Raw genomic sequence first — 13,518 nt, forward strand, 5'->3', positions numbered from 1 at the left:
CAGTAAGGGGGTCTTCATCCCCTACTGAATGTTAGTTGAGGCCACACGAAGTGGGTCAAAAAGACGTTGACACAGGATGTGTCGCTCTTAGTCTTTGTACATTGATTCGGGCTTTTACTGGCAGTTTGCCCCCAAAAAAATACTTGTTGGTTATCCCTATAAACTTGTAGTGGGGGTCTTACTACCAGTTAATGCGGGATAAAACTACTTTGAGGTGTTGACAATGAAAAAGAAATTATACCGCTCCACTAGAAATAGAATGCTAGGAGGAGTGCTTGGAGGCCTAGCGGATTATACAGGAATCGATGCGTCATTATTACGTATACTTGCTGTAGTCGGATTCATTTTAGGCGTAGGTTCATTAGGGATTATTTATCTCGTTTGGTTGTTTATTGTACCAAATGAAGGAGATGTCTATAGATAATGAGATGGATTGCTAGCATAATTGTTAATAGCATCGTACTAATGGTTGTAGCAGGATATGTCGATACGTTTCATCTTGAAGGCGTAGGCGCCGCTGTCACAGCAAGCGTAATCCTATCGATTTTAAATGTAATCGTAAAACCCATTCTCATCGTTTTAACTTTACCTGTTACAGTACTCTCATTAGGTTTATTTTTATTTGTGATCAATGCACTTACTTTAATGCTGACACAGTCCTTAATGGGTGACTCCTTTGTCATCGAAGGCTTTGGCACAGCATTACTAGCAGCAGTTATTATCTCGATTCTAAATTTACTCATACAAAAAGTAATCGTCGAACCGCTTCAGGAGAAAAAGAAGAAATAACTATAAAAATGCCTATCAAATGTGGTAGGCATTTTTCCATAGATATAAAATGAGATTTTAACTAAGTACATTTCAAAAGAAATTACCATATCAAAAATTTGATCGCTGATAGGAATCAAATGAAATATAATAAAATGGATTATAATACATGGTTTTTTACACCACTATAAATTTCAATTCAATAAATTAATCAAAAACTAAACCCAAGGCATAAACCTTGGTAATCATTATTTTGGTTACTCTTCTATATTTATATCATCTTGTATATATACTACAGACTGTTGTTTCTTTTCATTAACTGTTAAACTAAAAACATCATTTCTTGTATAATGTCCCACTACATCAAAATCGTATCTGCTCTTCGTAAGCTGGGATAAATCAAGTTCTGAAATTAAAATTTTCTCTGCTCCCAAAAAAGGCTGTTCTATAAAACTACCAAATGGACTTACAATACAACTTCCTCCTCTACATAATTCATCTTCCAAGTCTAAAAAGAATGGACGATTCCTCACGTCTTCAGGATAGTCGCTTTTAGTCATATATTGATTACATGATAATACAAAACATCGGCCTTCTAAAGCAATATGTTGCATGGAAGCAAACCAGCCGTCTCTTGCATCAGCTGTGGGTGCTAAATATAAATCCACACCTTTTCCATACATTGCTGCTCGGGCAAGTGGCATATAATTTTCCCAACAAATTAAAACGCCTATACGTCCAAATGGTGTCTCGACTACAGGGAGTGTACTACCGTCTCCTTCTGCCCAAACTAATCTTTCAGATCCGGTTGGTTTTAGTTTCCTATGTTGAGCTAAAATTTTCCCATCTGGTCCAAAAATAATTGCTGTACAATATAAACTTGCACCTCGAAAATTCTTTTCTTTTTCTATAACACCGATGACAACATAGGCTCCAGCTTTTTTAACTGCTTCTGAAATTTGTGCTGTTTCCTTACCCGGAATTTCAATAGCACTATTCGCGTATCGAAAAAAATCATCTCGACCACTATCAGTTCTAATACCTACATACGTATCAAAATTTAGCCCTCGGGGATATCCTCCAATAAAAGCCTCGGGGAATAAAATTAAATCTACTTGATTTTTACCTGCTTCTTCAATAAGTTCAATAGTTTTTTTTACTGTAGCCTCTGTATCAAAAAGTATTCCACCTGCTTGTACCACAGCCACTTTACAACTTTGCTTCATTTCCATGTGTAATCCCTTCCTCATAAATGTTAATTTTCCTATTTTGTGATTCTTTACCATATAAGACTTCTATTAAATCATCATGTACTGCATCCTTTTCTAATTGGTGAGCATCTTTCGTAATCATACTTACTATATAGAAAGTGATTAGACCGAAAAGTAAACCAGCAGTTGCCGCTCCAAACGGGAGAGGAATTGAAAATAATGTATTGATTACTAAAGTTGTTTCTCCTACGAAGATAGAAGCAATTGCGCCTATTTTTGTACCTCTACGCCATAAGAGCGCTCCGAAAGCTGCAGGGACTAATTGTAATACAATACCATAACCTAAAGCTGCGATTGGAATTAAAAATCCTTGTGCAACAGGTAAAAATGCAATAAACATTGTAAATATTGTCATGATAATAATGGTTGTTTTAGCTACTTTAGTTGATTCTTCATTCGATAAATCTTTTGCGAAAAAACGTATATATATATCATTTACAAGTAAACTTGCGGATGATAATAATGCACTATTGATAGTGGAGATACCTGCGGCAATAATTGCTGCTACAATGATCGAACCAAAAATTACTGGATAACCTGAAAAGAAAAGTGGTATAATTCGGTCACTATTTTCCGAAGTTAATCCTGGAACTAGCCCTGGATAATGTGCTAAGATCCCAATAAACAATGCTCCTAGGGCCATTAACCAAGAGTTCCAAAATGGTGTAATAATTGAAGTTTTAGCTAATATTAATGGTGACTTTGCAGAATAAAATTTTTGCCACATATGAGGCATAATCCAAAAACCAAAAGCTAAGCCTAATGCTGTTTCCAACACACCCCAGAAGTTTCCTTTATTTGTTAATATTTCAGGGGTTATTTCTGCAATGTTTTTGAAGGCGTCGAATCCCCCAGCTTTAAATAGAAATGTTAGCGTTACAAATAATAATACAAATCCAAAAAAGAACCCCATAAAAGTATCGCCCCAAGCAGCACCCCTACCACCACTTAAGAAAACAATAATCCCAACAAATAATCCCATAATTAATACGCCAACCCAATAAGGAATAGCTTCAGCGGTTAAACTATTCAAAGACTGAGCGCCCCCAGTAATTTGAATTAACATATAGGGTACTAAACCAATAATCCCTACAACCGCAAATAATAATTTCAGTCCTGGACTTCGATAGTATTTCTCCATCATGTCACCAGGGGTTATATACTTATGCTTCTGACCAAAATACCAAATTCTTGCTCCAAATATCCATATAAATAGAGCGTGTAAAACTGCCCAAGCAGCAAAAGCAACGAACCATACACCGTCACGGTAATGTTGACCGATAGACCCTAACAATGTCCAAGTACTGAAGTAACTTGCACCCGTAGTCATTGTCATAACAATTGTACCTAAACCACGGCCAGCTAAGTAGAAATCATTTGGAGTTGCAACGTTTGACTTAGATGCATAGTTACTAATAATAAGTAATATACCTAAAAATATTGCTAAGATGATTATTGTGACTACGGCTTGACTCATTTAATCCCTCTCCTCTGTTATTCGTTTTTCCATTCGAAGAGCAAATGGCCTAAATACTTTAAAATAAATGACAAAAATTAAAATAGTATTAATTACATTAATGATAAGAGTAAAGGCCAAAGGTTCAGGTAATACACCCCAAAAAGCTAAGTCGTTAAAAAGACCTATATTTGGCAAAAATGTTGCCGCGTACAAAACAAAAAATAAGCTTAATAGAATTGCATTTGTTTTTCTCACATATACCCCTCCTTATTTACATGTTAAGAAATTTTAGACTATTATGTATATAGCATGTTTTTCATAACGATATTCCATCAGGGAATAGGTAGGGGTGTAAAATGGATAATATCTCAATAGAAGAATTGAAAATCTTAAAGAGAGTTATGGAAACAAATAATATAACGAAAACAGCAAATGAGTTATATATCAACCAACCGACTATCAGTAAAATGATTAAGCGAGTAGAAAAACAAAATAATATCCAAATTTTTAATAGAAAAAGAGGGTTTACTTTAACTAATGAAGGAGAGATATTTTATTCGTATATAATCGATCTTTTAAAAACATGGAAATCTCTTGAACAACATATTTCAGAACAGAATACAAACTACATATCAAAAATTCATATTGGATTACCTCCTATTATTGGATCATTTTTGTTTCCTAAAATTATTACTTCATTTATTAATACCTATCCATATATTGAAAATATTATATATGAAGGTGGGGGATTAAAAATTGAAGAAGGCCTACTAAAGGGAGATATTGATGTTGGATTTGCAGTACTTCCAACTAAAAATCCTTCATTAAAATCTCATATCATTTACCGTGATGTATTTGTAATTTGTGTAAGCGAAAATCATAGATTAGCAAACTATGATGAAATAGATTTTGTAGATTTGAAAAATGAGCGGTTTATTTGCTTTCGAAATGATTTTATGATTCATCAATTTTTTTTAAAAATGTGCGAAGAAAGTGCTTTCGAACCGGAAATCGTACTAAACAGTTCTCAGTGGGATTTAATTTTAGAACTTGTTGGTGTTAATTTCGGAATTGCTATCGTCCCAAGGATTTTAATCTCAAAATTTGAGAGAGAAAATATGAAGGAGATAAAGATTAAAACTCCCAATATCCCGTGGGAAATAGGGATTATATATAGTGGTGCAAATTATTTATCAATTGCTGCTAAAAACTTTATTGAAATTGCTAGGGATACCTATAAATTTTAAATATAAACGTAGATAGATTAGGTTATTATCATGTTTTGTGAAAGGAGTACAAGCATGTTTCCAGTACTAGAAACCGAACGACTTAGATTAAGAGAGATCGTACTTAGCGATGCCAAAGCAATCTTCATCTGTTTTTCAAACAATGATGTCACGCGTTATTACGGACAAGATCCACTAACCAAAAAAGAACAAGCAGAGCAATTTGTTGAATTCTTTGCAAAAAACTATAGAGAAAAACGTGGAGTAAGATGGGGAATTGAATTAAAAGAAACCAATGAACTTATTGGAACCATAGGATTTAATGCCTGGTCCCCCAAGCATATGCGAGCAGAAATTGGCTATGAGTTACAGCCCCAATACTGGCGAAAAGGATACGCAACAGAGGCTGTTAAAAAAGTAATCTCTTACGGTTTTGACAATCTAGGCTTAACTCGAATTGGTGCCATAGTGTTTCTTGAAAACGCAGCATCAAATGAATTGTTAATAAAACTTGGATTAGAAAAAGAAGGTATCTTAAGGAACTATATGTACCAAAACGGTGTTGCGTATGATACAAATGTTTATTCACTAGTAAAATGAAAATAGTCAAAGACAAATATAAGAGTTCTCCATGCAATCTGTATTTGAGACTGCCTCTCGCGGACAAAACCAAAGAGTTAGTTTGGTAATCTGTCTCTGAGGCCGTCCCTCGAAGACAAATTAAATGAGTTCACCGTTCAAACTGTCTCTGAGGCCGTCTTTCAAAGACAAATTAAATGAGTTCACCGTTCAAACGTCTCTGAGGCCGTCTCTCGAAGACAAATTAGATGAGTTCACTGTTCAATCTGTCTCTGAGACCTTCTCTCCCACAAGAAAACAGAAGCTAATTCTCCCAATCCACCTCTTAAAACACAACTCCCCTACATTCTTCTGCAATTTAAATCAGAAAAGTTTTGGCCTTACACAGAAAAATGCTAAAATAGGAGAATGAGTTTGAAAAATTTAATTTTAAAAAATACAGTCTTTTTAAGCAAAAAATGAGAGGGCTTTAAAAATACGCAGTAACAACTAAAAACTACATGAATCACAATCAAGGAGGAACAGATGTGCCAAAAGTTAGCACAAAAGATTTAATCGAAAAGTTCAAATTAGAATTGGTGAGTGGGGAAGAAGGAGTGAATCGCCCGATAACAACAAGTGATATATCTAGACCAGGTATTGAACTAGCAGGATTTTTTGATTACTATCCTTCAGAGCGAGTCCAGCTATTAGGAAAAACTGAGCTGACGTTCTTTGATAAATTGTCTACTGAAGAAAAAAGATACCGTATGGAAAAGCTTTGTACTGATATCACTCCTGCAATTATTATTTCGCGTGATTTAGAAGTTCCACCAGAACTGATTGAAGCCTCCGAGCGTGAATCTGTTCCGGTGATCAAAGCACAAATGAAGACAACAAGACTATCAAGTAGAATTACAAACTTTTTAGAAAGTAAGCTCGCTCCAACAACAGCTGTCCATGGTGTTCTAGTGGATATATACGGAGTAGGGGTGCTAATCATTGGTAAGAGTGGTGTGGGTAAAAGTGAAACAGCGCTTGAACTTGTCAAACGCGGACACCGACTTGTTGCAGATGATTGTGTAGAAATTCGTCAAGAAGATGATGATACACTTATTGGAAGCGCACCTGAGCTTATTGAGCATCTCCTTGAAATTCGTGGTCTTGGAATCATCAACGTCATGACCTTATTCGGAGCAGGTGCAATTCGAAATTATAAACGGATTACGCTTGTGGTCAATCTAGAACTTTGGGATCAGACAAAACAATATGACCGACTTGGACTTGAAGAAGAAAAAATGAAAATCATCGATACTGAATTAACAAAATACACAATTCCAGTTCGTCCTGGGCGAAACCTAGCTGTCATCATTGAAGTGGCAGCGATGAATTACCGTCTTAAACGTATGGGTTTGAATGCTGCAGAGGATTTCTCAAATCGTCTTTCACATACAATTGAATTTAGGGAGCACGATGACATATAAAAAAATCAATAAATTAGGGAGATGAGATAGTGGACCGAAACATTCAACCATTAGACCCAACATTTTTAGAATTTGGCGCGTTACGCATTCAATGGTATGGATTAATCATCGGGCTAGGGACCATGCTAGCCCTTTACCTTGCCATTAAAGAATCAGAACGCAGAGGTATGCACAAAGATACTTTCATGGACCTTATGCTGTTCGCGGTACCAATTGCTATCATCTGTGCAAGAATATATTACGTTATTTTTAAATGGGATTATTACTCACAAAATCCTTCCAAAATCATTGCAATTTGGGAAGGTGGAATTGCCATTCATGGTGCGTTAATCGGTTCAGTTGTGACTGCAATTGTATTTGCAAGAGTAAAAGGCTTGTCATTTTGGAAGATTGCAGACATCGCGGCACCAAGTATTATCTTAGGTCAAGCTATTGGCCGATGGGGAAACTTTATGAACCAAGAAGCACATGGGGGACCCATTGCTGAGGAACAGATACAAACCTTCTATAATGTGCTACCTGACTTTATCATGGACCAAATGTATATCCAAGGAACGTACTACCATCCAACCTTTTTGTATGAATCAATTTGGAGCCTTGTAGGTTTTGTTTTATTACTAATGCTTCGAAGGGTTAACCTAAGACGTGGAGAAATGTTTCTTACATACGTCATCTGGTATTCTATTGGCCGCTTATTCGTAGAAGGCTTACGGACAGATAGCTTAATGCTTGGGGATATTCGAGTGGCACAGCTGATTTCAGTGTTATCGATTGTGGGAGCAATTATCGTACTTATTTATCGAAGAATAAAAGGTCATTCGAACGAGCGTTATTTAGAGAACTAAATTTAGTAAAAGGGAGAGGGGAAACTTGCTAGATACGATCAAGAGAGGCTTTATAGTAGGATTAAAAACTACTTGGACATTAGGGAAGGTAATTTTCCCTGTTACCCTACTTGTCACGATGTTGCAATATACACCGGTGCTAGATTGGGTGATTAAGTGGATTGCCCCAATCATGGGCTGGTTTGGTCTGTCAGGTGATGCCGCAATACCACTTGTATTAGGTAACTTTTTAAACCTTTATGCAGGGATTGGAGCGATCTTAACACTAGATTTGACCGTAAAAGAAGTGTTTATTTTAGCTGTCATGCTATCATTCTCGCATAATATGATTATCGAATCGACTGTTGCTGCAAAAGTAGGTATGAAGATTTGGGTGATTGTAACAGTTAGACTGGGACTCGCATTCATTTCTGCCTTTGTCATTAATCTAGTTTGGAAAGGTGGAAGTGAGCTAGCAAAATATGGACTAGTTTCTACGACTGATGAACAAATTTCAGGCTGGGGTGCTATTGTTTTAAATGGTATTGAAAAAGCTACATTTGGGATTCTGCAATTGGCTCTTATTGTCATTCCATTGATGGTTGTTATTCAAATATTAAAGGATTTAAAATGGTTGGATGTATTTTCAAAGTGGATGACGCCTGTCACAAAGGCACTCGGAATGAAGGAAAATACATCAACAACCTTGGCTGTAGGTATTTTGTTCGGTCTAGCGTTAGGAGCAGGTGTAATGATTCAGGCGGTAAAAGAGGATAATGTAAGTAAGAAAGATGTAACCTTAGCATTAATTTTCTTAGTATCCTGTCACGCTGTTGTGGAGGATACGCTTATCTTTATCCCCTTAGGCATTCCGGTTTTACCGCTATTGTTAATCCGACTCATTACTGCAATTATACTAACAATGGTTATCGCTTTTATTTGGAAACGCGTCGAGCAAAATAATAGAAAGGAAGTTATTTATGGCAATTAATACACTACTCTTTGATTTAGATGGAACGTTAATCGATACGAATGAACTGATCTTGCAATCCTTTTTACACACCTTTGGAAAATACTTTCCAGATCGCAACTATAGCAGAGAGGATATTTTGCCGTTCAATGGTCCTACTTTACATGAATCTTTTTCATCTGTAGACCCGGATCGTGCAGAAGAAATGATTGCTGAATATCGAAAATTTAATCATGAAAAACATGATGAACTAGTTACCGAATTCCCAGGGGTATTTGACACCATTAAGACTCTTAAAGATAAAGGTTATAAAATTGGAGTTGTTACAACAAAAGTTCGAAAAACGGTTAACATGGGATTACAACTAACACAGCTAGATCAATTCTTTGATGTCGTGGTGACATTGGATGATGTGACTAATCCAAAACCAGATCCTGAACCAGTGCTGTTAGCATTGAAAATGTTAAATTCAACACCGGAAGAAGCCATTATGGTTGGCGACAATTATCAGGATATTGTAGCTGGTAGAAATGCTGGCACAAAGACTGCTGGAGTTGCCTGGTCTCATAAAGGAAAAGACTTCTTATTGGAATACAACCCTGATTATATGCTTGAAAACATGAGTGACTTACTGGATTTAGTTTAACTTTATTCAGGAGTAACCTACTTCTTTAGTGGGATAAATATAAAGGAGTTTACAATTCAGTTGAGGGTACAAACCATGGCTGAATAAAGTTAAAGCCTCAGGCGGATGCCACGATTTTTCAGAGGTGATTTTTCGAGCAAGCTCGAAAAAAATCGGGCGCAAATACGCCAAGGCGCATTTGATTGTTAAAGGATGAAAAAATTGTGAAACGACGAACCACACGATATTTTGTTTCAGGACCCAATTCACTTTGGCAAATTTATAAGACCGTATCCTTTTGGAAGGTTGTTAAAAACTTTATCGTCATACAGATCGCGCGCTATACGCCATTTCTTGGCGTGAAAAATTGGCTATATCGCACTTTTTTAAAAATGAAGGTAGGGGAAAAAACAGCATTTGCACTGATGGTAGTACCGGATACAATGTTTCCTGAGAAAATCAGTGTTGGAAGCAACACCGTCATTGGCTTTAATACCACAATACTAGCCCATGAATACTTGATTAAAGAATACAGATTGGGTGACGTTAAAATTGGCAACGAGGTAATGATTGGGGCTAATTCAACGATTTTGCCGGGTGTGGAAATCGGCGATGGAGCAATTGTATCAGCGGGTACATTGGTCCACAGAGATGTCCCAGCAGGCAGCTTTGTGGGCGGGAACCCGATGCAAGTGATCTATACGAAAGAACAAAGAGAGCAACGAGAGAAAGAGGAATCAAACCATTGAGTAGGGTTGGTTCCTTTTTTATTGCCCAAACTTACACCATTTACATATCTCTTTTACCTTCTGTATTTCTGCTGAATCATCTTCTTTCCTCTTTTTCCTCATCTGTTCATTTTCTATTTCCAACATCTGTCTCCTTTCTTCCTCTCTCTTGCTTACAAATTCCCGGTTCATTTATACACAATATCAACAAAATTCACAATCTTACTTTTATAGTTATCAACAATATCCACATAATCCACAGTTAATAACTTTTTCTCCATAAGGGCACCAAATCCCTATCCTACCTAATATAATTCACCTAAATTCTGACTTTTTTGTTGACGCATGTAAGGGATAGGTGTATCATATACTTTATCTTGGTAGTATATTAGCGAACTAAAGTGAAATGATTTTTTTAAGAAAATATTGGGAAAGTTAACATATACAAACTTTGGTGGTGACGAAAATCGTGTTTATGTTTGAAAAACCATTAGGAATGAGAGATACATTGCCTGCTTTATATGAAGCAAAAAAGAAAATTCGCAACGCAATGTCGTCTCAAATTGAAAGCTGGGGTTATCAATTTATTGAAACTCCAACACTTGAATACTATGAAACAATCGGTGAGGCATCAGCGATCCTTGACCGTCAGCTATTTAAATTATTGGATTCACAGGGTCACACACTTGTGCTAAGACCTGATATGACAGCTCCAATTGCTCGAGTTGCTGCATCTCGTTTATATCAAGGTGAATATCCACAACGTATCGCATATTCCGCAAATGTGTTCCGTGCGCAACAACATGAAGGTGGAAGACCAGCCGAATTTGAGCAAATCGGAGTAGAGTATATTGGCGATACAACAACAAGTGCTGATGCAGAGGTTATATCGCTTATGATTACATCTCTTAAGCAGGCAGGATTAACTAATTTTACAGTGCCAATTGGCCATATTGGTTATGTAAAAGCATTGTTTATGGAGATTGTCGGAAATGAAGCAAGAGCGGATGTCCTTCAGCGCTATTTATATGAAAAAAATTACGTTGGCTACAGAGAGCATGTGAAAAAACTGCCGCTTTCTTCTATTGATAAACAGCGATTACTATCACTCTTACAATTGAGAGGAAATGATTCGAAAATTGAGAAAGCGAAAGATTTAGTCGAATGTGAAGAGGGAAAAAATGCAGCAGCCGAACTTGAAATGCTCTGGAAAAAACTAGAGGCATTTGGAGTTACTGAGCATATAAAAATTGACTTCAATCTCGTGAGTCATATGAGCTACTACACAGGAATTCTATTCGAGGTTTACGCTGAAAATGTAGGCTTTTTAGTAGGAAATGGTGGACGCTACGATCATTTATTTGAAAAGTTTGATCGTCCTGCACCAGCGACTGGCTTTGGTATCCGAGTTGACCGACTTCTTGAAGCTCTTGATTTACCACAGGAAGAGCCAGAAATCCATTGTGTGATTTTTAGCGCTGAACAGAGAGAAGAAGCAATCCGTTTTGCGATGAGTAAAAGAGAAAAGGGTGAGCGGGTTATCCTTCAAGATATAGCAGGAGTCAAGGATGTTGATGCTTGTACGAATGCATTTGCCAAAAACACCTTTTTCTTAGGAACAACAAGGAAGGAGGAGGCATAATGAGTGACAAATTAACAATTGCAATGCCAAAAGGACGAATTTTTGAAGAGGCGGCACAACTTTTAGTAAAAGCAGGTTATAATCTGCCTCCCGAATTCGAGGATTCCAGAAAGTTAATTATCGATGTTCCTGATGAGCCGTTTCGTTTCATGCTTGCAAAACCAATGGATGTAACTACATATGTAGAGCACGGTGTAGCAGACCTTGGTATTGCCGGTAAAGATGTCATGCTTGAGGAAGAGCGCGATGTGTATGAAGTGCTCGATTTGCAAATCAGCAAATGCTATCTAGCCGTTGCAGGACTCCCAGATGTCAAAATCAAAGGTGTCGCACCTAAAATCGCAACAAAATATCCAAACATCGCATCTAGCTATTTTCGTGAAAATGGGGAGCAGGTTGAAATTATTAAACTAAACGGTTCAATCGAACTTGCACCATTAATTGGTCTTGCAGATCGAATTGTCGATATCGTCTCAACAGGACGTACATTGAAGGAAAATGGATTAGTTGAGCTTGAACATATTGCGGACATCACCTCACGACTTATTGTAAATCCGGTAAGTTATCGCTTGAAGGATCAGCAAATCGATGAAATCGTAGAGCGACTATCATCTGTGGTATCGCAGTAGTATCTAAATAGAAAGGACCGACACACCATGAGAATTGAACGTGTTACCAGCACTGTTTCACTGAAACGGACCATTGATAGTGGGACAGTTGAACAAAGAAAAGCAGTCTTAGAAATTCTCGAAAACGTAGAAAAAGACGGGGATAAAGCCCTTCGTTACTATACTGAAAAATTTGATGGGGTTTTACTGGATGGATTAAAAGTCACCGACTCGGATTTTCAAGAAGCTTATCAAAAATTAGACGCGAATCTTGTGTTAATCATAAAAGAAGCGGCTGAAAATATCCGTGATTACCATAGTCGTCAGGTAAAGCAGTCATGGATGACGATGAAGGACAATGGGACGATTCTCGGTCAAAAGGTTACTCCACTTGATGCAGTTGGTGTCTATGTTCCTGGTGGGAAAGCTGCTTACCCGTCATCTGTCTTAATGAATGTCATTCCTGCACAAGTCGCTGGGGTCGAGAGGATTGTGATGGTTTCACCACCTGGAAAAGACGGCACCATTCCAGCCGGTGTATTAGTGGCTGCAGACATACTTGGTGTAAAAGAAATCTATAAGGTTGGTGGTGCTCAAGCAGTTGGTGCGTTGGCGTTCGGAACAGAAACTATCAAGCCTGTTGATAAAATCGTCGGTCCTGGTAATATCTTTGTTGCATTAGCAAAACGTGAGGTATATGGAAATGTAGATATCGACATGATTGCTGGACCTAGTGAAATCGTCGTGCTGGCAGATGCAACAGCTCTACCAAACGAAATAGCAGCAGACTTACTATCTCAAGCAGAGCATGATGAACGAGCATCAAGCATTCTCGTAACACCATCAATGCAGCTTGCAGAAGCAGTTTCCGAAGAGGTTGAAAGACAGTTAATCCTTCTTACGCGAGAAGCGATTGCTAGAGCATCAATTAATGATTTTGGAGCAATTTACGTCACAGGTGACCTAGATGAAGCAATCAAGGTTGTAAACGAGCTTGCTCCAGAGCATCTCGAAATCGTGACAGAGGAACCAATGGAGCAGGTTGGAAAGATCAAGCACGCAGGAGCTATTTTTATCGGACGTTATAGTTCAGAGCCTGTCGGTGACTATTTTGCTGGACCAAACCACGTCCTTCCGACAAATGGTACAGCACGATTTTCTAGTCCTCTAAGTGTGGATGATTTTACAAAAAAATCAAGCATTATTTCATATAGCAAACAAGCCATTGAGGAAAACGGTCCAAAAATTGCTGCCTTTGCAAGACTAGAGGGATTAGAAGCCCACGCAAGAGCCGTTGAGGAACGATTAAAATAATTCACAAAATTCACATCTAGTTTGTGGATAGTGTGGATAAT

The 13,518-nt window shown here is 37.5% G+C and carries 15 protein-coding genes; 12 read left to right on the top strand and 3 right to left on the bottom strand.

Annotated features, from left to right (window positions below; translation table 11 throughout):
- Positions 1-223: 223 nt before the first annotated feature.
- Both NST91_RS05440 and NST91_RS05445 read left to right on the top strand, forming a co-directional pair.
- The gene (locus tag NST91_RS05440; RefSeq protein WP_099352489.1) at positions 224-424 is read left to right on the top strand and encodes a PspC domain-containing protein; all 201 of its coding nucleotides are present in this window, start codon (positions 224-226) and stop codon (positions 422-424) included.
- Positions 424-789, top strand: a complete 366-nt coding sequence (locus NST91_RS05445; protein ID WP_121446350.1) for a phage holin family protein — start codon at positions 424-426, stop codon at positions 787-789. Before NST91_RS05440 ends, NST91_RS05445 begins: the two co-directional genes overlap by 1 nt.
- A 236-nt stretch (positions 790-1,025) precedes the next feature.
- Here the strand turns inward: NST91_RS05445 and NST91_RS05450 are convergent, their stop codons facing one another.
- Genes NST91_RS05450 through NST91_RS05460 form a run of 3 tightly spaced genes read right to left on the bottom strand, consistent with a single transcriptional unit; the run spans position 1,026 to position 3,753 of the window.
- The gene (locus tag NST91_RS05450; RefSeq protein WP_341330337.1) at positions 1,026-2,000 is read right to left on the bottom strand and encodes a carbon-nitrogen hydrolase family protein; all 975 of its coding nucleotides are present in this window, start codon (positions 1,998-2,000) and stop codon (positions 1,026-1,028) included.
- Positions 1,978-3,516, bottom strand: coding sequence for a sodium:solute symporter family protein (locus NST91_RS05455; RefSeq protein WP_341330338.1), 1,539 nt, complete (start codon positions 3,514-3,516; stop codon positions 1,978-1,980). Before NST91_RS05455 ends, NST91_RS05450 begins: the two co-directional genes overlap by 23 nt.
- Positions 3,517-3,753, bottom strand: a complete 237-nt coding sequence (locus NST91_RS05460) for a hypothetical protein (protein ID WP_341330339.1) — start codon at positions 3,751-3,753, stop codon at positions 3,517-3,519. It abuts the gene before it with no gap.
- Positions 3,754-3,854: 101 nt separating this feature from the next.
- On the opposite strand from NST91_RS05460, the gene NST91_RS05465 reads away from it, so the two are divergent.
- From NST91_RS05465 to hisD, 10 genes are all read left to right on the top strand, one after another.
- Positions 3,855-4,745 (top strand): LysR family transcriptional regulator, encoded by an 891-nt coding sequence (locus NST91_RS05465; protein ID WP_341330340.1) that lies wholly within the window; start codon positions 3,855-3,857, stop codon positions 4,743-4,745.
- A gap of 54 nt (positions 4,746-4,799) precedes the next feature.
- On the top strand, positions 4,800-5,324 hold the full coding sequence (locus NST91_RS05470; protein WP_341330341.1) for a GNAT family N-acetyltransferase: 525 nt from the start codon (positions 4,800-4,802) through the stop codon (positions 5,322-5,324).
- 506 nt (positions 5,325-5,830) lie between these two features.
- Positions 5,831-6,766, top strand: coding sequence for an HPr(Ser) kinase/phosphatase (gene hprK / locus NST91_RS05475; RefSeq protein WP_341330342.1), 936 nt, complete (start codon positions 5,831-5,833; stop codon positions 6,764-6,766).
- A gap of 29 nt (positions 6,767-6,795) precedes the next feature.
- Complete coding sequence (gene lgt, locus NST91_RS05480; RefSeq protein WP_341330343.1) at positions 6,796-7,611, top strand: prolipoprotein diacylglyceryl transferase; 816 nt, start codon at positions 6,796-6,798, stop codon at positions 7,609-7,611.
- A gap of 25 nt (positions 7,612-7,636) precedes the next feature.
- Positions 7,637-8,581, top strand: a complete 945-nt coding sequence (locus NST91_RS05485; protein ID WP_341330344.1) for a nucleoside recognition domain-containing protein — start codon at positions 7,637-7,639, stop codon at positions 8,579-8,581.
- Positions 8,571-9,206 carry a pyrophosphatase PpaX gene (ppaX, locus tag NST91_RS05490; protein ID WP_341330345.1) on the top strand — a complete coding sequence of 212 codons (636 nt, stop codon included), beginning with the start codon at positions 8,571-8,573 and terminating at the stop codon, positions 9,204-9,206. Before NST91_RS05485 ends, ppaX begins: the two co-directional genes overlap by 11 nt.
- Before the next feature lie 203 nt (positions 9,207-9,409).
- Positions 9,410-9,934, top strand: coding sequence for an acyltransferase (locus NST91_RS05495; protein WP_341330346.1), 525 nt, complete (start codon positions 9,410-9,412; stop codon positions 9,932-9,934).
- Positions 9,935-10,382: 448 nt separating this feature from the next.
- On the top strand, positions 10,383-11,555 hold the full coding sequence (locus tag NST91_RS05500; RefSeq protein ID WP_341330347.1) for an ATP phosphoribosyltransferase regulatory subunit: 1,173 nt from the start codon (positions 10,383-10,385) through the stop codon (positions 11,553-11,555).
- Positions 11,555-12,184, top strand: a complete 630-nt coding sequence (hisG, locus tag NST91_RS05505) for an ATP phosphoribosyltransferase (RefSeq protein ID WP_341330348.1) — start codon at positions 11,555-11,557, stop codon at positions 12,182-12,184. The genes NST91_RS05500 and hisG overlap by 1 nt, the downstream gene beginning before the upstream one ends.
- 27 nt (positions 12,185-12,211) lie before the next feature.
- The gene (hisD, locus tag NST91_RS05510) at positions 12,212-13,477 is read left to right on the top strand and encodes a histidinol dehydrogenase (RefSeq protein WP_341330349.1); all 1,266 of its coding nucleotides are present in this window, start codon (positions 12,212-12,214) and stop codon (positions 13,475-13,477) included.
- The last annotated feature ends 41 nt before the right edge of the window (positions 13,478-13,518 follow it).

The sequence above is a fragment of the Ferdinandcohnia sp. FSL W7-1320 genome (genome assembly GCF_038050315.1).
Lineage (GTDB): Bacteria > Bacillota > Bacilli > Bacillales > Bacillaceae_L > Ferdinandcohnia > Ferdinandcohnia aciditolerans.

Excerpts from the sequence above, each read along its gene's own strand:
- hisG (WP_341330348.1), top strand. The coding sequence starts at position 11,555 with ATGAGTGACAAATTAACAATTGCAATGCCAAAAGGACGAATTTTTGAA.
- NST91_RS05470 (WP_341330341.1), top strand. The coding sequence starts at position 4,800 with ATGTTTCCAGTACTAGAAACCGAACGACTTAGATTAAGAGAGATCGTA.
- NST91_RS05445 (WP_121446350.1), top strand. The coding sequence starts at position 424 with ATGAGATGGATTGCTAGCATAATTGTTAATAGCATCGTACTAATGGTT.
- ppaX (WP_341330345.1), top strand. The coding sequence starts at position 8,571 with ATGGCAATTAATACACTACTCTTTGATTTAGATGGAACGTTAATCGAT.
- hisD (WP_341330349.1), top strand. The coding sequence starts at position 12,212 with ATGAGAATTGAACGTGTTACCAGCACTGTTTCACTGAAACGGACCATT.
- NST91_RS05450 (WP_341330337.1), bottom strand. The coding sequence starts at position 2,000 with ATGGAAATGAAGCAAAGTTGTAAAGTGGCTGTGGTACAAGCAGGTGGA.
- NST91_RS05440 (WP_099352489.1), top strand. The coding sequence starts at position 224 with ATGAAAAAGAAATTATACCGCTCCACTAGAAATAGAATGCTAGGAGGA.
- NST91_RS05465 (WP_341330340.1), top strand. The coding sequence starts at position 3,855 with ATGGATAATATCTCAATAGAAGAATTGAAAATCTTAAAGAGAGTTATG.
- NST91_RS05455 (WP_341330338.1), bottom strand. The coding sequence starts at position 3,516 with ATGAGTCAAGCCGTAGTCACAATAATCATCTTAGCAATATTTTTAGGT.